Annotated in this window: 17 protein-coding genes; 11 read left to right on the top strand and 6 right to left on the bottom strand. The window is 69.3% G+C overall.

Annotated elements, in window-relative coordinates:
- Nucleotides 1-83: 83 nt before the first annotated feature.
- The 5 genes from HQ306_RS02235 to dapD form a co-directional block, all read right to left on the bottom strand.
- The gene (locus HQ306_RS02235; protein ID WP_308115386.1) at nucleotides 84-1,070 is read right to left on the bottom strand and encodes a crotonase/enoyl-CoA hydratase family protein; all 987 of its coding nucleotides are present in this window, start codon (nucleotides 1,068-1,070) and stop codon (nucleotides 84-86) included.
- Entirely contained in the window at nucleotides 1,067-2,704 is a 1,638-nt protein-coding gene (locus tag HQ306_RS02230) for an acyl-CoA dehydrogenase family protein (RefSeq protein ID WP_222627399.1), read from the bottom strand. Before HQ306_RS02230 ends, HQ306_RS02235 begins: the two co-directional genes overlap by 4 nt.
- Entirely contained in the window at nucleotides 2,701-3,324 is a 624-nt protein-coding gene (locus HQ306_RS02225; protein WP_222627397.1) for a TetR/AcrR family transcriptional regulator, read from the bottom strand. Before HQ306_RS02225 ends, HQ306_RS02230 begins: the two co-directional genes overlap by 4 nt.
- A 73-nt stretch (nucleotides 3,325-3,397) precedes the next feature.
- Nucleotides 3,398-3,955, bottom strand: a complete 558-nt coding sequence (locus HQ306_RS02220; protein WP_222627395.1) for a GNAT family N-acetyltransferase — start codon at nucleotides 3,953-3,955, stop codon at nucleotides 3,398-3,400.
- A 33-nt stretch (nucleotides 3,956-3,988) separates the two neighbouring features.
- A complete protein-coding gene (dapD, locus tag HQ306_RS02215; protein ID WP_222627393.1) occupies nucleotides 3,989-4,948 on the bottom strand; it encodes a 2,3,4,5-tetrahydropyridine-2,6-dicarboxylate N-succinyltransferase in 960 nt (319 codons plus the stop codon).
- A 54-nt stretch (nucleotides 4,949-5,002) separates the two neighbouring features.
- On the opposite strand from dapD, the gene dapE reads away from it, so the two are divergent.
- The 10 genes from dapE to HQ306_RS02165 all read left to right on the top strand — a co-directional run bounded on the left by dapE (nucleotide 5,003) and on the right by HQ306_RS02165 (nucleotide 13,490).
- Complete coding sequence (gene dapE / locus HQ306_RS02210; protein WP_027503867.1) at nucleotides 5,003-6,115, top strand: succinyl-diaminopimelate desuccinylase; 1,113 nt, start codon at nucleotides 5,003-5,005, stop codon at nucleotides 6,113-6,115.
- Nucleotides 6,116-6,125: 10 nt separating this feature from the next.
- A complete protein-coding gene (locus HQ306_RS02205; RefSeq protein WP_027503866.1) occupies nucleotides 6,126-6,923 on the top strand; it encodes a TIGR00730 family Rossman fold protein in 798 nt (265 codons plus the stop codon).
- Nucleotides 6,920-7,498, top strand: a complete 579-nt coding sequence (locus HQ306_RS02200; protein ID WP_222627391.1) for a TIGR00730 family Rossman fold protein — start codon at nucleotides 6,920-6,922, stop codon at nucleotides 7,496-7,498. The genes HQ306_RS02205 and HQ306_RS02200 overlap by 4 nt, the downstream gene beginning before the upstream one ends.
- 57 nt (nucleotides 7,499-7,555) lie before the next feature.
- The gene (locus HQ306_RS02195) at nucleotides 7,556-9,328 is read left to right on the top strand and encodes a long-chain-acyl-CoA synthetase (RefSeq protein ID WP_027503865.1); all 1,773 of its coding nucleotides are present in this window, start codon (nucleotides 7,556-7,558) and stop codon (nucleotides 9,326-9,328) included.
- 106 nt (nucleotides 9,329-9,434) lie between these two features.
- Nucleotides 9,435-10,247 carry a dihydropteroate synthase gene (folP, locus tag HQ306_RS02190; RefSeq protein WP_081821090.1) on the top strand — a complete coding sequence of 271 codons (813 nt, stop codon included), beginning with the start codon at nucleotides 9,435-9,437 and terminating at the stop codon, nucleotides 10,245-10,247.
- Between the two features lie 11 nt (nucleotides 10,248-10,258).
- Nucleotides 10,259-11,206, top strand: coding sequence for a glucosyl-3-phosphoglycerate synthase (locus HQ306_RS02185; protein ID WP_222628707.1), 948 nt, complete (start codon nucleotides 10,259-10,261; stop codon nucleotides 11,204-11,206).
- Nucleotides 11,207-11,307: 101 nt separating this feature from the next.
- On the top strand, nucleotides 11,308-11,631 hold the full coding sequence (locus tag HQ306_RS02180) for a DivIVA domain-containing protein (protein ID WP_222627389.1): 324 nt from the start codon (nucleotides 11,308-11,310) through the stop codon (nucleotides 11,629-11,631).
- A 13-nt stretch (nucleotides 11,632-11,644) separates the two neighbouring features.
- Nucleotides 11,645-12,208 (top strand): DNA-3-methyladenine glycosylase I, encoded by a 564-nt coding sequence (locus tag HQ306_RS02175; protein WP_222628681.1) that lies wholly within the window; start codon nucleotides 11,645-11,647, stop codon nucleotides 12,206-12,208.
- Nucleotides 12,209-12,365: 157 nt separating this feature from the next.
- Nucleotides 12,366-12,533, top strand: coding sequence for a DUF3117 domain-containing protein (locus HQ306_RS02170; RefSeq protein WP_003406247.1), 168 nt, complete (start codon nucleotides 12,366-12,368; stop codon nucleotides 12,531-12,533).
- Between the two features lie 108 nt (nucleotides 12,534-12,641).
- Complete coding sequence (locus tag HQ306_RS02165; protein ID WP_222627387.1) at nucleotides 12,642-13,490, top strand: methyltransferase domain-containing protein; 849 nt, start codon at nucleotides 12,642-12,644, stop codon at nucleotides 13,488-13,490.
- Here HQ306_RS02165 and glgA read toward each other — a convergent pair.
- The gene (gene glgA, locus HQ306_RS02160) at nucleotides 13,469-14,635 is read right to left on the bottom strand and encodes a glycogen synthase (RefSeq protein ID WP_056442603.1); all 1,167 of its coding nucleotides are present in this window, start codon (nucleotides 14,633-14,635) and stop codon (nucleotides 13,469-13,471) included. The genes HQ306_RS02165 and glgA overlap by 22 nt on opposite strands.
- A gap of 77 nt (nucleotides 14,636-14,712) precedes the next feature.
- On the opposite strand from glgA, the gene glgC reads away from it, so the two are divergent.
- Nucleotides 14,713-15,927 carry a glucose-1-phosphate adenylyltransferase gene (gene glgC / locus HQ306_RS02155; protein WP_027503860.1) on the top strand — a complete coding sequence of 405 codons (1,215 nt, stop codon included), beginning with the start codon at nucleotides 14,713-14,715 and terminating at the stop codon, nucleotides 15,925-15,927.
- The last annotated feature ends 1 nt before the right edge of the window (nucleotide 15,928 follow it).

Here is a 15,928-nt window from a genome sequence, read left to right as displayed (position 1 = left end):
CTCACGTACCGCTCGACTGTCTCATCGAGCCGTACTCGGAGCCAACCGATTTATCGCGGGGCCTGTTCCCCCCCGTTCTCACGTCACCTCCGCTTCGCGTCACCGAACGGTTCGTCGCGTTCCTGGACGGCCTGCCGGAATCCGACGGTGGCAGCGCGGGTCTGGAACGCGAAGCCCTCCCGGGTGTGCCGGGCGACGCCGTCGAAGACCGTGCTGATCATCGTGGAGGTGTGCACGCCGGAGCTGATCAACGCGCTGTTGAGCGCCAGCTTGACCATCATCAGCTGGTTGATCGGCATGCGCGCGATCCGTGCGACCAGTTCCTCGGTGCGGGCGTCGAGCTGATCCGCGGGCACCGATTCGACGGCGAGACCCCACTCCGCCGCCTGCGCCCCGGTGAGACAGTCACCGGTCAGGAGCAGTCGTTTGGCTCGCTGGTCGCCGAGGCGGTGTGCCCACATCCCGGCGGCGGGAACGCCCCAGACGCGGGTCGGCGGGTAGCCGATCCGCGTGTCGTCCGCACAGATGATCTGGTCGGCGTACAGAGCGATGTCGGTACCGCCGGCCACGGCGAAACCGTGCAGCTTGGCCACCACCGGCTTGTTCGCATGCAGCAGGCTGGCGAATCCGCGGTTGAATCGGCTCATCATCGCGTAGTCGATCATCGGGTCCCACTGGCCCGACGGATCGTGGTTGCGGGCCTGGACGACGGGGTCGAGAACCGTCCCCGTCGTGTCCACGGCCCCGCTGTCGCCCCGATCGAGATTCTCGGCGTAGATGGACAGGTCGTAGCCGCCGCAGAACCCCTTGCCGCGGCCGGACAGCAGCACGACGTGTACTCGCGGATCGAGATCCGCCCGCTCGACGGCCGCCGCCAGTTCGACGGGGGTGTCCGCGGTGATGGCGTTGCCGTGCTCCGGTCGATCGAAGGTGATCCGGGCGACCCGCCCGTCGACCTCGTAGGTGAGCGTCCGGAACGTCGGGGAGTCCTGCTGTGGAGTCCGGCCGGTGAAGGGGGAGTCGGCTCCCTCGTCCCACCCCTCCCGCCACGGGGCGGGTGCGTCGGTCACGCCGGAACCTTCGGCATCGATCGCTCGATGATGGCGGCCGTGTCCACCCCGGTCGGCAGGGTGCCGTACACGCTGCCCCAGTCGCCGCCGAGTCGGCTCGTCGTGAACGCGTCGGCGACCGCGGGGTGGCCGTGCCGCACGAGCAGCGAGCCCTGCAGTACCAGTGCCATCTCGCCGACGACGCGGCGTGCCCGCTGTTCGAGGGTGGCGATGTCGGTGAAGGAGTCCTTCAGCGACCGCACCGCGGCGTCGAGCGCCGCATCGGCTCCGCGGCAGCCGTCGAGCTCGTCGAAGAACACGGCGAGCGTCTCCGGCTGTCGTGCCACGGCGCGCAGGGTGTCGAGCGCCGCGACGTTGCCCGAACCCTCCCACACCGACAGCAGTGGAGCCTCCCGGTAGAGCCGCGGCATCCTCGACTCCTCCGCATACCCGTTGCCGCCCAGGCATTCCAGGGCCTCCGCCGCATGCGCCGGGCCGCGCTTGCACACCAGGTACTTGCTGACGGAGAGGCTGATGCGCCGTAGTGCGGCGGCATGCTCGTCGCCCGCAGCTGCCTGATCGGTGAGCGCGGCGAGCCACAGGGCGACGGTCGTCGACGCCTCGGACTCGATCGCGAGATCGGCCAGGACGTTCCGCATGAGCGGCTGGTCGACGAGGTTCTTCCCGAACGCCTGCCGGTGCACCGCATGATGCACGGCCTGAGCGGTGCCCGCCCGCATTCCCGTGGCCGACCCCAGGGTGCAGTCGAGCCTCGTCATGTTGACCATCTCGATGATGGTCCGCACGCCGCGACCCTCGTCGCCGACGAGCCAGGCGGTCGCGTCGTCGTACTCCACCTCGCTCGAGGCGTTGGAATGGTTGCCCAGCTTGTCCTTCAGGCGCTGGATCGCCATGGCGTTGCGAGTGCCGTCCGGGAGGACGCGGGGCAGGAAGAAGCACGACAGGCCGCCGGGCGCCTGCGCGAGGACCAGCAGGACGTCCGACATCGGCGCCGACGTGAACCACTTGTGGCCGGTGATCCGGTACGAGCCGTCCGGCTGCGGCACGGCCGTCGTGCGGTTCGCCCGGACGTCGGAACCGCCCTGCTTCTCGGTCATGGACATGCCCGCGATCAGACCCGTCTTGGTCGCGGGAGGACGGTACGAGGGGTCGTACGTCGACGAGGTGAGCAGCGGTTCGTACAGCGCGGACAGTTCCGCGTTCGCTCGGAGTGCGGGAACGACGGCGTACGTCATGGAGATCGGGCACCCGTGCCCCGCGTCCACCGCGCCCCACACGCTGAACTTCGCGGCACGGATCAGATGCGCGTTCGGTGACGGGTCGCGCCACGGCGCCCCGTGCATGCCGAATTCGACTGCCGTGCGCATCAACTCGTGGTACGCCGGATCGTAGACCACCTCGTCGATGCGGTTCCCGTAGCGGTCGTGCGTGTGCAGGACGGGCGGATGCTCCTCGGCGAGATCGCCCCAGCGCTGCGCCTGCTCGCTCCCGGCCAGCCGACCGAGCCGGTGCAGCTCGTCGAGCGCGTCGTCGGCGCCCTCGCGGTGCAGGGCCTCCAGGACGACCGGGTGGTCGGCGACGTCGTGGCCGATGAGTGGCGGAACCTGATTGGTGACGGTGTGCGTGGGGGTCATGACGCTCTCCTGTCGGTCGGGGCGCCGAGGGCGCGGAGTGTGAAGGTCTCGAGTGCGGCGAGAACGCGAGCGTCGGCCTCGCCGCGGGCGAGTGGGACGACCAGTGCCTCGCCGATGGCGCCGACGATGCACGCCGCCGTCAGGGGCGCGTCCTGGTCCGGGAGTTCACCGGCCTCGACGGCGGCACGGATGGCGGCGGCGAACGCGTCCGCGAACGACTGCCGGAAGGCGAGACGCTCGGTGTCGACGAGGGCGTCGATGGGCTCGGCCAGCAGCGCGTACGCGAGAGTCGGTGCGCGACAGGCGCGATCGCAGAAGGTGCGGACCGAGGCGAGCAGGCTGTCGGTGTGGGTGCCGGTCGCGGCGGCGCGCACACCCGCCGCTGTCGCGGCGGCCACCTCGCGGCTGCAGGCGTCGCGGAAGACCTCGGCGAACAGTTCGCCCTTGCCGGGGAAGTAGCGGTAGACGGTGCCCACACCGATGCCGGCGCGGGCGGCCACGTCGGCCATCGAACATGCGGCGTACCCCCGCTCGGCCACGAGAGACAGTGCAGCGGCGACGATTCGAGATCGGGCGGCATCGAGCCGCTCCTGGACCGCAGCGGTCCGTCGGTACACCATGGCAAGAAGTGAACGCCCGTTCCGCACTGGTGTCAAGGACGGAACGGTGATTCACATGTTCGGGAGGGCAGGACTACCAGCGCGACCCGACGCGATTGTTGACCAGCAGCGTGCCGTCCGGATCGAGACGGGACTCGGGACGGAACACCATGACGGCGTCGTCCTCGTCGGGCGGTGTCGGCTCCTCCGTGTTGCCGATGCCGCCGAGCAGTCCGCGCCACAGCACCCAACCGCGCCGCTCGTAGAACCCGACGGCGTCGGGCAGGGAATTGAGCACGCCGACCACGTCGTCCGACTCGATCTGCTCCTCGATCGCGGCCATGAGCCGCGCACCCAGCCCGGTGCCCCGGAACTCCGGGTCCAGGGCGACGGCCTCGACGAAGCCGCCGTCGAACTCGTCGCCGCCGTGGTGGAGAAGGCGCGGCACCACGGCGGCATGGCCGATGATGCGGTCGCCGTCGCGGAGGATCACGTGGGTACCGCCCAGGGCGTGCTGCCAGTCGTGCGGGGTGAAGCGCTCGCCGAAGGCGCCGCGCACCAGCCCCTCGCACGTGTGGGCGTCCGCGTCACTCAGATCGTCGGTGATCACCGACTCGAGTCGCGGTTCCTGCTGTATCGCTTCCTGGCTCACGGTCCCCCCGGACGCAGCCTGCCGCCGAATCGCTCAGTCGTTGGCGTGCAGGATCGAGTTGAGCTCGACGCCCGTACCCTTCCACGGCACGACCTCGACGGCACCGGAAACGGAGTTACGACGGAAGAGCATGTTCGACTGCCCACTGAGATCGGCCGCCTTGACGACGGTGCCGTCCGGGCCGGTGACCTTGGTGCCCGCGGTGATGTAGAGGCCCGCCTCGACGACGCAGTCGTCGCCGAGGGAGATGCCGAGGCCCGCGTTGGCGCCGAGCAGGCAACGCTGTCCCACCGAGATGACGGCCTTGCCGCCGCCGGACAGGGTGCCCATGATCGAGGCGCCGCCGCCCACGTCGGAGCCGTCGTCGACGACGACGCCGGCGGAGATGCGGCCCTCGACCATGGACGAGCCGAGCGTGCCGGCATTGAAGTTCACGAAACCCTCGTGCATGACCGTCGTGCCGGACGCGAGGTGGGCGCCGAGGCGCACGCGACCGGCGTCGCCGATGCGGACACCGGTGGGGAGCACGTAGTCGACGAGTCGCGGGAACTTGTCGACGCTGAAGACGGTGACGGCGCCCCGTGCACGGAGACGGGCGCGCGTCGCCTCGAAGCCGTCGACGGCCGCCGGGCCGTGGTTGGTCCACACCACGTTGGACAGCAGGCCGAACTGGCCGTCCAGGTTGAGGCCGTGCGGCCGGACGAGGCGATGCGAGAGCAGGTGCAGGCGCAGGTAGACGTCGTGCGCGTCGACCGGGGCGTCGTCGAGGGAGGAGATGGTGGTCCGCACCGCGACGATGTCGAGGTCGCGGGCGTCGTCGTGTCCGACCAGCGCGGCCAGTTCCGGGGGAACGTCCGCCGCGTCGAGCCGTGCGGTGCCGGTCTCGGCCACCTCGGCCACCTCGGCGAGCTCGGGAGCGGGGAACCAGGTGTCCAGCACCGTTCCCGACGGGGTGATGTGTGCTATGCCGACTGCCGATGCTCCTGTGGTCACGGGGACCGAGCCTAGAGGACGACCGGACGGCCGGGCGAACGTAAGGTCGGCTGCGTGAGCGCACCGATCTCCCTGGACCTGCACGCCGATCCCGTCGACCTCACGGCGGCGCTGGTGGACGTTCCCAGCGTCTCGCGAGACGAGGCCACGCTGGCCGACGCGGTGGAGCGGGCGCTGCGCGAGCAGACCACGGGATTCGAGATCGTGCGCTCGGGCGACGCCGTGCTGGCCAGGACGAACCGGGGGCTCCCGACGCGGGTGATCCTCGCGGGTCACCTGGACACGGTCCCCATCGCCGACAACGTGCCGAGTCGTCGCGAGCGCGGGCACGCCGAGGGCGACGTCCTCCACGGATGCGGAACCGTCGACATGAAGTCGGGGGACGCGGTGTTCCTGCACCTGGCGGCGACGGTCGCGGAGCCCACCGCGGACCTGACGCTGATCTTCTACGACTGCGAGGAGATCGAGGCGTCGGCCAACGGTCTGGGTCGCATCGAGCGGGAGATGCCCGAGTGGCTGCGCGGAGATGTCGCGATCCTCGGTGAGCCGTCGGGTGGCTACATCGAGGCGGGGTGCCAGGGGACGCTCCGCATGCGGTTCACCGCGACGGGGACGCGCGCCCACTCGGCCCGATCGTGGCTGGGGGACAACGCGATCCACAAGTTAGGCCCGCTGTTCGACCGGCTCGCCGCGTACATGCCGCGCAGCGTGGACATCGACGGCTGCGTGTACCGGGAGGGACTGCAGGCGGTCCGTGTCAGCGGCGGCGTCGCCGGGAACGTGGTCCCCGACGAGGCATTCGTCGACGTCAACTTCCGCTTCGCCCCCGACCGCAGTGTGGAGCAGGCGATCGAGCACGTGCGCGAGGCGACCGACGCGGAGCATCTCGATCTCACCGTCGAGGTGACCGACAGGTCGCCGGGCGCGCTGCCGGGTCTGGCCGCACCGGCGGCGGCGGCGCTGGTCACGGCGGCGGGGGGAGAGTTCCGCGCCAAGTACGGCTGGACCGACGTCTCCCGGTTCTCCGCGCTGGGCATCCCGGCGGTGAACTACGGTCCAGGCGATCCCAACCTCGCGCACAAGCGCGACGAGCGTGTACCGGTGCAGCAGATCACCGATGTCGCCGACGTCCTGCGCCGGTATCTGACCGCCACCGACGCCCACTAGCCTCTCCCTCATGGGAGCGCACGAGAGCCGGGAGAACGCCGGCGAGAGGTCCACGAACTACCGCGGGCCCGTCATGGACCGACGGGAGTTCGGTGGGTCCACCACCGATCAGCGGCTCCTCGACTCGCGGGGCTCCGCCGACTGGCTGCACACCGATCCGTGGCGTGTGCTGCGGATCCAGAGCGAGTTCGTCGAGGGCTTCGGCGCACTGGCGGAACTGCCTCGGGCCGTCACGGTGTTCGGGTCGGCACGGACGTCGCGCGAGTCCGCGGAGTACGCGCTCGGCGTCGAACTGGGCACCGCGTTGGCCGGCGCCGGCTACGCCGTGGTGACGGGCGGGGGACCGGGCGCGATGGAGGCCGCCAACAAGGGGGCCTGCGAATCGGGCGGGTTCTCGGTCGGCCTCGGTATCGAGCTGCCCTTCGAGCAGTCGCTCAACGAGTGGGTGGACCTCGGCGTCAACTTCCGCTACTTCTTCGTCCGCAAGACGATGTTCGTCAAGTACTCGCAGGCCTTCGTCTGCATGCCGGGCGGATTCGGCACGCTCGACGAGTTGTTCGAGGCACTCACGCTGGTGCAGACCCGCAAGGTCACCCGGTTCCCCATCATCCTGTTCGGCACGCAGTTCTGGGGCGGGCTGCTCGACTGGATCCGCACCACGCTGGTGGCCGCCGGCACGGTGTCCGAGGCGGATCTCGAGCTGATCCGCTGCACGGACAGTGTCGCGGAGGTGGTCCGCTGGGTCGACGAGAGCCGGGCGGCCGAGATCGCGGCGACCGAGTCGCGGGCGAGCGAGACCGAGCAGTGACCGGGTCGATCGCGGTCTGTGTCTACTGCGCGTCCGGCCCGGTGGAGCAGCATCACCTCGATCTGGCCGCCGCCGTGGGCACCGAGATCGGACGTCGCGGCGGCACGTTGGTGTCCGGGGGCGGCAACGTCTCCATGATGGGCGCCGTCGCCGCGGCCGCACGCGCCGCGGGGGCATTCACGGTGGGAGTCATCCCGCAGGCCCTGGTGCACCGCGAGGTGGCGGACATCGATGCCGACGATCTGGTGGTCACCGAGACGATGCGCGAGCGCAAACGCATCATGGACGACCGGGCGGACGCGTTCATCACGCTCCCGGGCGGTATCGGCACGCTCGAGGAACTGTTCGAGACCTGGACCGCCGGATATCTGGGAATGCACGACAAACCGGTCGTAGTCTTGGATCCCGTGAACCACTTCACACCGCTGTTCGACTGGATGCGCTCGCTCGTCGGGACGGGATTCGTCTCCGAGCGCTCGCTCGATCGCCTGGTCGTCACGGCGGACGTGGACACGGCTCTGACGGCGTGTGGGCTCGTGCAGGGCACGCGCACCGTGAACATTACCAATCAGTAAGGTAAGCGTCGTCACAGCCGGAGACGCAGCCGGCTCGCCAGGGGAGGGAACCACAGCATGGGTGCCGAGGCTCGTCACAAGGTCGGATTGCTCGACATCGCCGCCACACTTCCGAAGATGACGGCGGCGCTGCCCAGTGTCCTCCGGGGTGTGCCCGGGTTCCTGCGCAAGCCCGACGACAAGGAGTCGATCGGCCACATCTTCCAGCGCGTCGCGGCGAAGACGCCGGACCACCCGTTCGTACGTTTCGAGGGAGACACCCTCACGTACGGCCAGGCCAACGATCTGGTGAACCGGTACGCGAGCGTGCTCACCGACCGCGGCGTCCGGCGCGGTGACGTCGTCGGTGTGCTGGCCAAGAACTCGATGCGCACGCTGCTGGTGGCCCTGGCCACCGTCAAGCTCGGCGCCACGGCCGGAATGCTGAACTTCAATCAGCGCGGCGACGTGCTCGAGCACAGTCTCGGCATCCTCGACGCGCGCGTCCTCGTCGTGGACGGCGACTGCGTCGAGGCCCTCGAGTCCCTCGACGAGGCGCTCCCGGAGAAGGTCATCCTGCACGCGGACGAGCTGGACGAGAAGGCGGCGTCGGCGAGCGCGGAGAACCCTGCCACCACGGCCGAGGTCCAGGCCAAGGAGAAGGCGTTCTACATCTTCACCTCCGGCACCACGGGCATGCCCAAGGCCAGCCTGATGAGCCACTTCCGCTGGATGAAGTCCATGTCCGGTCTCGGCAGCATGGGCGTGCGTCTGGACAAGAACGACGTCCTCTACTGCTGCCTCCCGCTCTATCACAACAACGCGCTGACGGTGTCCCTGTCGTCCGTGCTGGCGTCCGGCGCCACCATCGCCATCGGCAAGCAGTTCTCGGTGTCCAACTTCTGGAAGGACGTACGCGAGAACGAGGCCACCGCGTTCACCTACATCGGTGAGCTGTGCCGCTACCTGCTGACGCAGGACGAGACCCCGCAGGACTCCGACAACACGATCAAGCTGATCGTGGGCAACGGGCTGCGCCCGGAGATCTGGGAGGAGTTCACCACCCGCTTCGGCATCGAGCGCGTGGCGGAGTTCTACGGCGCCAGCGAGTGCAACATCGCGTTCATCAACGCCTTCAACATCGACCGCACCGCAGGCTTCTGCCCGTTGCCGTACGCCGTCGTCGAGTACGACGACGAGACGGGCAAGGCCAAGCGGGACGACAACGGTCGGCTGCGCAAAGTGGGGTCCGGCGGCGTGGGCCTGCTGCTGTCGAAGATCACCGACCGCGCGCCGTTCGACGGGTACTCCGACGAGGAGGCCACGAACAAGAAGCTCCTCAAGGACGGGTTCAAGGACGGCGACTGCTGGTTCGACACCGGAGACCTGGTGCGTCAGCAGGGCTTCCGGCACGTGGCGTTCGTCGACCGTCTCGGCGACACCTTCCGGTGGAAGGGCGAGAACGTCGCCACCACCCAGGTGGAGGGCGCGCTCAACTCGCACCCCGACGTCGATCAGGCCGTGGTCTTCGGTGTCGATGTTCCCGGTACCGACGGCAAGGCGGGCATGGCGGCGGTGACCCTGCGCCACGACAAGAGCTTCGACGGCGCGAGCTTCGCCGAGCACGCCTACAAGAACCTGCCCGGCTACGCCGTGCCGCTGTTCATCCGCGTCGTGGACTCGCTCGAGGCCACGTCCACGTTCAAGAGCAAGAAGGTCGAGCTCCGCAAGGTGGGCTACGGCGACGGCGACGGCGACCTGTTCGTCCTGAAGGGCAAGTCCGGCGGTTACGTCGAGAGCTACGACGAGTACGTCGACGAGGTCGGTGCCGGCAAGCTGCCCAAGGGCTGAGGTGGCCCCCGGGGACGGGCATCATGGTGGTGTGAGCGCACCCGAGACGTCCGTCCCCGCCGACACCCTGTGCGGTAGACCGGTCGTGACCGACCGTGCGCTGGTCATGGCCATCGTCAACCGCACCCCCGACAGCTTCTACGACCGCGGCGCGACGTTCGAGGACGACGCCGCGATGGACGCGGTCCGCCGTGCGGTGGACGAGGGTGCCGACCTCGTCGACATCGGCGGTGTGAAGGCCGGACCCGGCGCCACCGTCGACGCCGCCGAGGAGACCCGACGGGTCGTGCCGTTCGTCGCCGCCATTCGCGCCGCGTACCCGGATCTGGTGATCAGCGTGGACACCTGGCGGGCCGAGGTCGCTCGGCTCGCGTGCGCCGAGGGCGCCGATCTGATCAACGACACGTGGGCCGGCGCGGACCCCGAGCTCGTGCACGTCGCCGCCGAGGTCGGTGCCGGCATCGTCTGTTCGCACACCGGCGGAGCCGTTCCCCGGACCCGGCCGCACCGCGTTCGCTACCCCGACGTGGTCGCCGACGTGCTCTCCGAGGTGACTCGATCGGCCGAGAACGCTCTGGCCGCGGGCGTGCGAGCGGACGGGATCATCATCGATCCGACCCACGATTTCGGCAAGAACACCTATCACGGGCTCGAACTGTTGCGTCGGATCGACAGTCTTGTAAACACCGGATGGCCTGTCCTGATGGCACTGAGCAACAAGGATTTCATCGGGGAGACTCTGGGTGTAGGACTTGCCGAACGGTTGGAGGGAACATTGGCCGCGACAGCTTTGACGGCATCACAGGGTGCTCGGATGTTCCGGGTGCACGAGGTGGCAGCGACGAGACGGGTGGTCGACATGGTGGCAGCGATAGCAGGCACCAGGGCTCCCGCCCGGACGGTACGGGGTCTGGCATGACACTCGCAGGCATGCTCACCCCCGCGACCGACTGGGATCGCGAGAACAGCTGGGAATCACCCTCCTGGACCCTCGAGGAGCTCGAGGCGGCGAAGGGTGACCGGACCGTGTCGGTCGTGCTTCCCGCACTGAACGAGGAGGAGACCGTCGCCGGTGTCCTCGACACCATCTCGCCGCTCCTCGGGCGACTGGTCGACGAGTTGGTGGTGCTGGACTCCGGGTCGACCGACCGGACCGCCGTGCGTGCGACGGCCGCCGGTGCCACCGTCGTCTCCCGGGAGGAGGCGGTTCCCGAACTCGCCCCCGCTCCCGGCAAGGGGGAGGTGTTGTGGCGCGCGATCGCGGCCACGACGGGCGACATCATCGCGTTCGTGGACTCCGACCTGATCGATCCCGATCCGCAGTTCGTGCCCAAGCTCCTCGGGCCGTTGCTCATGGGGGACGGCATTCATCTGGTCAAGGGCTACTACCGCCGGCCGCTGAGCGGGTCGACCGAAGCACACGGTGGTGGGCGCGTGACCGAACTGGTGGCCAGACCGCTGTTGGCCGCGCTACGTCCCGAGCTCGGAAGGGTCATCCAGCCGCTGGGCGGGGAGTACGCGGGCACCCGCGAACTGCTGTCCTCGGTGCCCTTCGCGCCCGGGTACGGCGTGGAGATCGGTCTGCTGATGGACACGTACGACCGGTTGGGCATGGACGCGATCGGGCAGGTGAACCTCGGAGTCCGGCGTCACCGCAACCGGCCGCTCGTGGAGCTGGGGGCCATGAGCCGTCAGATCGTCGGAACCATGCTGGCGCGCGCCGGCATCGCCGACTCGGGAGCCGGTCTCACGCAGTTCGTCCTCGACGGGGAGACCTTCGTGCCCTCGATCACCGACGTCTCGCTGGCCGACCGGCCGCCCATGCGCACGGTGCGGCCGTGGGCGGGCAAGTCGGGAGTCGAGAAGTCGGGGGGCTGACAAGTCGGGGGGCTGAGAAGTCGGGGGGCTGAGAAGTCCAGGCCGGCAGAGGCGCACCACCGCCGCGGATCCTGTCGCCTCGTCGTGACAGGATCCGTGTCATGGTGACGATCCTGCTGTACGTCGTCGTGATCGCGGTCGTGGCCGCGGCCCTGTTCCTCCTCGCGTCCGTCGTCTTCGGCCGTGGGGAGGAGATGGAACCGTTGCCGGAGGGGACCACGGCCACCGCGCTGCCCGCTCGTGGCATCTCCGGGCGCGACGTGCGCGCGCTGCGATTCTCCCTCACGCTGCGCGGGTACGACGCCCGCGAGGTCGACTGGGCCCTCGATCGACTCGCGGTCGAGATCGACAGCTTGCGGCTACGCCTGCGCGAGGCCGAGCCGTCGGAAGCCGTCGTGGAGGAAGCGCCCGGTGACGACGTCTGAGTCCGGTCTCCGGATCGGTTCGGACGGACGGGCCCGCTGCCTCTGGGCCGGTGACCCGACGACCGATCCGCTGTACGCCCGGTACCACGACGAGGAATGGGGCGTCATCGTCCACGGTCGCGACGCGCTCTACGAGCGGATCACCCTCGAGGCGTTCCAGTCGGGGCTCTCGTGGATCACGATTCTGCGCAAGCGGGACGCCTTTCGAGCGGCGTTCGCGCACTTCGATCCGACCGTCGTCGCACGGTGGGGAGACGACGACGTCGAACGCCTCATCGGTGACGCGGGAATCGTCCGCAACCGCGCGAAAATCGTTGCAGCGGTGCGCAATGCGCGGGCCATCGTCGATCAGGACCTCGATCTCGACGCGCTCCTGTGGTCGTTCGCACCGCCGCGCCGCGGTCGCCCCACGAGCCTGCAGGACGTTCCCGCGGTGACACCCGAGTCCACCGCTCTCGCGCGCACTCTCAAGAAGTCCGGCTTCGCGTTCGTCGGTCCCACCACGGCGTACGCGCTGATGCAGGCGACCGGAATGGTCGACGATCACCTCGCCGGATGCTGGGTTCCCGCGCGCTAGTACACACCCGTGTCCCGCTCGTTCGAGGGTGTCCATTGCCCACGGATCCGGAGGATAGGGAACAATAAGTGCACGAGCCTCGTCGGACCCCGGCGAGGCGCGACCGAATTGATGCAGCGCGCGATGCAGGGCAGCGCAGATCTGGAGGGAGCAGAGAATGGCGGCCATGAAGCCCCGGACCGGGGACGGTCCGCTCGAGGCGACCAAAGAGGGACGAGGAATCGTCATGAGGGTTCCACTCGAAGGCGGAGGACGCTTGGTCGTCGAACTGACTCCCGACGAGGCAGCCGCTCTGGGCGACGAGCTCAAGGGCGTCACCAGCTGACACCACTCCTGTCATCACCGTGAGAACAGCCCCACCGGCCGACCCTGACCGGTGGGGCTGTTCTCGTCCCGACCGAACGAGCGACCCACCACGACGAGCGGAGGAACCGTGAACGACGATGCGGTGGCCCTGCTCGCGTGCCCACACTGCGGGTCGGACCTCGAGGCCGACGATCCGGACTCGGGATCTGCCGCGCTGCTGTGCGACCGCGGGCACACGTTCGACGTCGCGCGCCAGGGATACGTCAGCCTGCTCTCCGGGTCCGGCGGCAAGATCGTCGGCGACTCCACCGAGATGGTCGCTGCACGCGCCGAGTTCCTCGACCGCGGGCACTACGACCCGCTGATGGACGCCGTGGCCGACGCCGTGGGGGACCGGCGCCGCGTGCTCGATGTCGGAGTGGGCACCGGGCACTACCTCGCCCGCGTGCTGGACGCGGGCGTCCCCGATGCCGTCGGCGTCGGTCTCGACGTGTCCAAGGCGGCTGCGCGCCGCGCCGCACGATCGCACCCGCGGGCGTCCGCGGTGGTCGCGGACGTCTGGCAGAGCATCCCGGTCCGCTCCGGCGTGATCGACGTGGCCCTGTCGGTGTTCTCGCCGCGCAACGCCGAGGAACTCGCGCGCGTGCTCGCACCCGCCGGGGTGCTGGTGGTGCTCACCCCCACCGAGCGCCATCTCGTCGAGTTGGTCGACGATCTGGGTCTCGTCCGGGTGGACGAGAACAAGACGCAGAGGTTGGGCGACACGCTCGGCGGCCGGTTCGAGCGGGTGCGCCGGGTCCCGATCACCTACTCGACCACGCTCACGCGGGACGAGATCGTCGACGTCGTGAGCATGGGGCCGTCGGCGCGCCACATCCCGGCGGCGGATCTGCGCGCGCGGGTCGACGAGATGCCGCCCGCGCGCGAGGTCACCGTGTCGGTGACCCTCGGTGTCTACGCGCGGGCCGCGGCGTAGACCTCCATCGTCTGCTGCGCGATCGACTCCCAGGAGAACTCGGCGACGGCGCGCTCGCGACCGGCGACACCCTGCCGCGCTGCTCGACTCTCGTCGGCGACGAGGTCGTTGACCGCGGCGGCCAGGTCCGCCTCGAACGTGGCGGTGTCCGCGGCGTCGTAGTGCACGAGAGCCCCGGTACGGCCGTCGGCCACGACCTCGGGGATGCCGCCCACGTCGGACGCGACGACGGCCGTCTCGCAGGCCATCGCCTCCAGGTTGACGATGCCGAGGGGCTCGTACACCGACGGGCACACGAACACGGCGGCCGCCGAGAGGATCTGGCGGATCTGCTCGGTCGGCAGCATCTCGCGGACCCAGAACACGTTGCCGCGGCTCTCGGACAGGGCGGTGACGGCGCGCTCGGTCTCGACCGCGATCTCCGGGGTGTCGGGCGCACCCGCGCACAGCACCAGCTGAATGGACGGATCGAACGAGTGGGCCGCGGCGATGAGGTGCCCCACGCCCTTCTGCCGGGTGATGCGGCCGACGAACGCGACGATGGGGGCGTCGGTGCGCACGCCGATCGCCTCGAGCGCGGACGGCGCGCCGTCCGCGGGGCCGCCGGCGTGCCACACCTCGGTGTCGATGCCGTTGCGCACCACGTGAACTCGGTCCGGATCGATGCGTGGGTAGCAGTCCAGCACGTCGGCCTTCATGCCGTCGCTGACCGCGACGACGGCGTCGGCGTACTCCATGGCGTTGCGCTCGGACCACGACGAGATGCGGTAGCCGCCGCCCAGCTGCTCGGCCTTCCAGGGGCGGCGCGGTTCCAGCGAGTGCGCGGTGAGCACGTGCGGGATCCCGTACAGCTCGGCCGCGAGGTGGCCGGCGAGGCCGGTGTACCAGGTGTGCGAGTGCACCACGTCGGCGCCGCCGGCGGCGTTCGCCATCCGCAGTCCCGTGGAGAGCGTGGTCAAGGCCGGGTTCGCGTCGACCAGGGCCGGGTCCGGCGAGTGCACGACGGCGGTCTCGCGCGGCGCGCCGATGCAGTGCACGTCGACCTCGCACAGTGCGCGGAGACGGTCGACCAGCTGCGTCACGTGAACGCCCGCGCCGCCGTAGATCTCGGGGGGATATTCCTTCGTCATCATCGCCACTCGCATGAGAGGAACGTAACGCGTCGGTGTGCATTCGGCCTATACGTAGCGATTGCTCGTCACAACCGGATAGGTTGGCTGTTGTGAGGACCCAGCCGCATGTACTCGGAATCGTGCTCGCCGGAGGTGAGGGCAAACGCCTGTATCCGATGACAGCCGATCGCGCGAAGCCCGCGGTCCCGTTCGGTGGTGCGTACCGCCTGATCGACTTCGTGCTGAGCAATCTCGTCAACGCCGGCTATCTGCGGTTGTGCGTTCTGACCCAGTACAAGTCGCACTCGCTCGACCGGCACATCTCCCAGACCTGGCGGCTGTCGGGTTTCGCGGGTGAGTACATCACCCCCGTGCCCGCGCAGCAGCGGCTCGGGCCCCGCTGGTACACCGGCAGTGCCGACGCCATCTTCCAGTCCATGAACCTCGTGTACGACGAGGATCCCGAGTACATCGTCGTGTTCGGTGCGGACCACGTGTACCGCATGGACCCCGAGCAGATGGTGCAGCAGCACATCGATTCCGGTGCCGGTGTCACGGTGGCCGGCATCCGCGTACCGCGCGCCGAGGCAACGGCATTCGGCTGCATCGACAGCGACGCCTCGGGCAACATCACCGAGTTCCTCGAGAAGCCGTCGGACCCGCCCGGAACGCCGGACGACCCCACCATGACGTTCGCGTCGATGGGCAACTACGTCTTCACCACCAAGGTGCTCGTCGATGCCATCCGTGCCGACGCCGAGGACTCGGATTCCGATCACGACATGGGCGGCAACATCATTCCCGCGCTCGTCGCGGCCGGGAAGGCATCGGTCTACGACTTCAAGGACAACGTCGTCCCGGGTGCGACCGAGCGGGACAAGGGCTACTGGCGCGACGTCGGCACCCTGGACGCGTTCTACGACGCGCACATGGACCTGGTGTCGGTCCACCCGATTTTCAACCTCTACAACAAGCGGTGGCCGATCCGCGGCGCCGCGGACAACCTGCCGCCCGCCAAGTTCGTGCAGGGCGGTCTGGCTCAGGAGTCGATCGTCGGAGCGGGATCGATCCTGTCCGGCGCGACGGTGCGCAACTCGGTGCTGAGCTCGTCGGTGATCATCGACGCGGGCGCCACCGTGGAGGGCAGCGTCATCATGCCCGGAGTGCGCATCGGTCGTAATGCGGTCGTCCGCAACGCCATCCTGGACAAGAACGTGGTGGTGAACGACGGCGAGATCATCGGCGTCGACCGCGAGCGGGACAGCGAGCGGTTCAACGTGAGCGCCAACGGCGTGGTCGCCGTCGGCAAGGGTGTCTGGATCTAGG

Source organism: Rhodococcus sp. BP-160, assembly GCF_019836205.1.
In the GTDB taxonomy this organism is placed as follows: domain Bacteria; phylum Actinomycetota; class Actinomycetes; order Mycobacteriales; family Mycobacteriaceae; genus Rhodococcoides.
This window is presented reverse-complemented; position numbering and strand designations above follow the sequence as displayed.

Bases quoted from the DNA above. Each gene is read 5' to 3' on its own strand.
- HQ306_RS02195 (WP_027503865.1), top strand. From the start codon at position 7,556: ATGGGTGCCGAGGCTCGTCACAAGGTCGGATTGCTCGACATCGCCGCC.
- HQ306_RS02180 (WP_222627389.1), top strand. From the start codon at position 11,308: ATGGTGACGATCCTGCTGTACGTCGTCGTGATCGCGGTCGTGGCCGCG.
- HQ306_RS02170 (WP_003406247.1), top strand. From the start codon at position 12,366: ATGGCGGCCATGAAGCCCCGGACCGGGGACGGTCCGCTCGAGGCGACC.
- HQ306_RS02230 (WP_222627399.1), bottom strand. From the start codon at position 2,704: ATGACCCCCACGCACACCGTCACCAATCAGGTTCCGCCACTCATCGGC.
- folP (WP_081821090.1), top strand. From the start codon at position 9,435: ATGGCCATCGTCAACCGCACCCCCGACAGCTTCTACGACCGCGGCGCG.
- glgA (WP_056442603.1), bottom strand. From the start codon at position 14,635: ATGCGAGTGGCGATGATGACGAAGGAATATCCCCCCGAGATCTACGGC.
- HQ306_RS02185 (WP_222628707.1), top strand. From the start codon at position 10,259: ATGCTCACCCCCGCGACCGACTGGGATCGCGAGAACAGCTGGGAATCA.
- HQ306_RS02205 (WP_027503866.1), top strand. From the start codon at position 6,126: ATGGGAGCGCACGAGAGCCGGGAGAACGCCGGCGAGAGGTCCACGAAC.
- HQ306_RS02225 (WP_222627397.1), bottom strand. From the start codon at position 3,324: ATGGTGTACCGACGGACCGCTGCGGTCCAGGAGCGGCTCGATGCCGCC.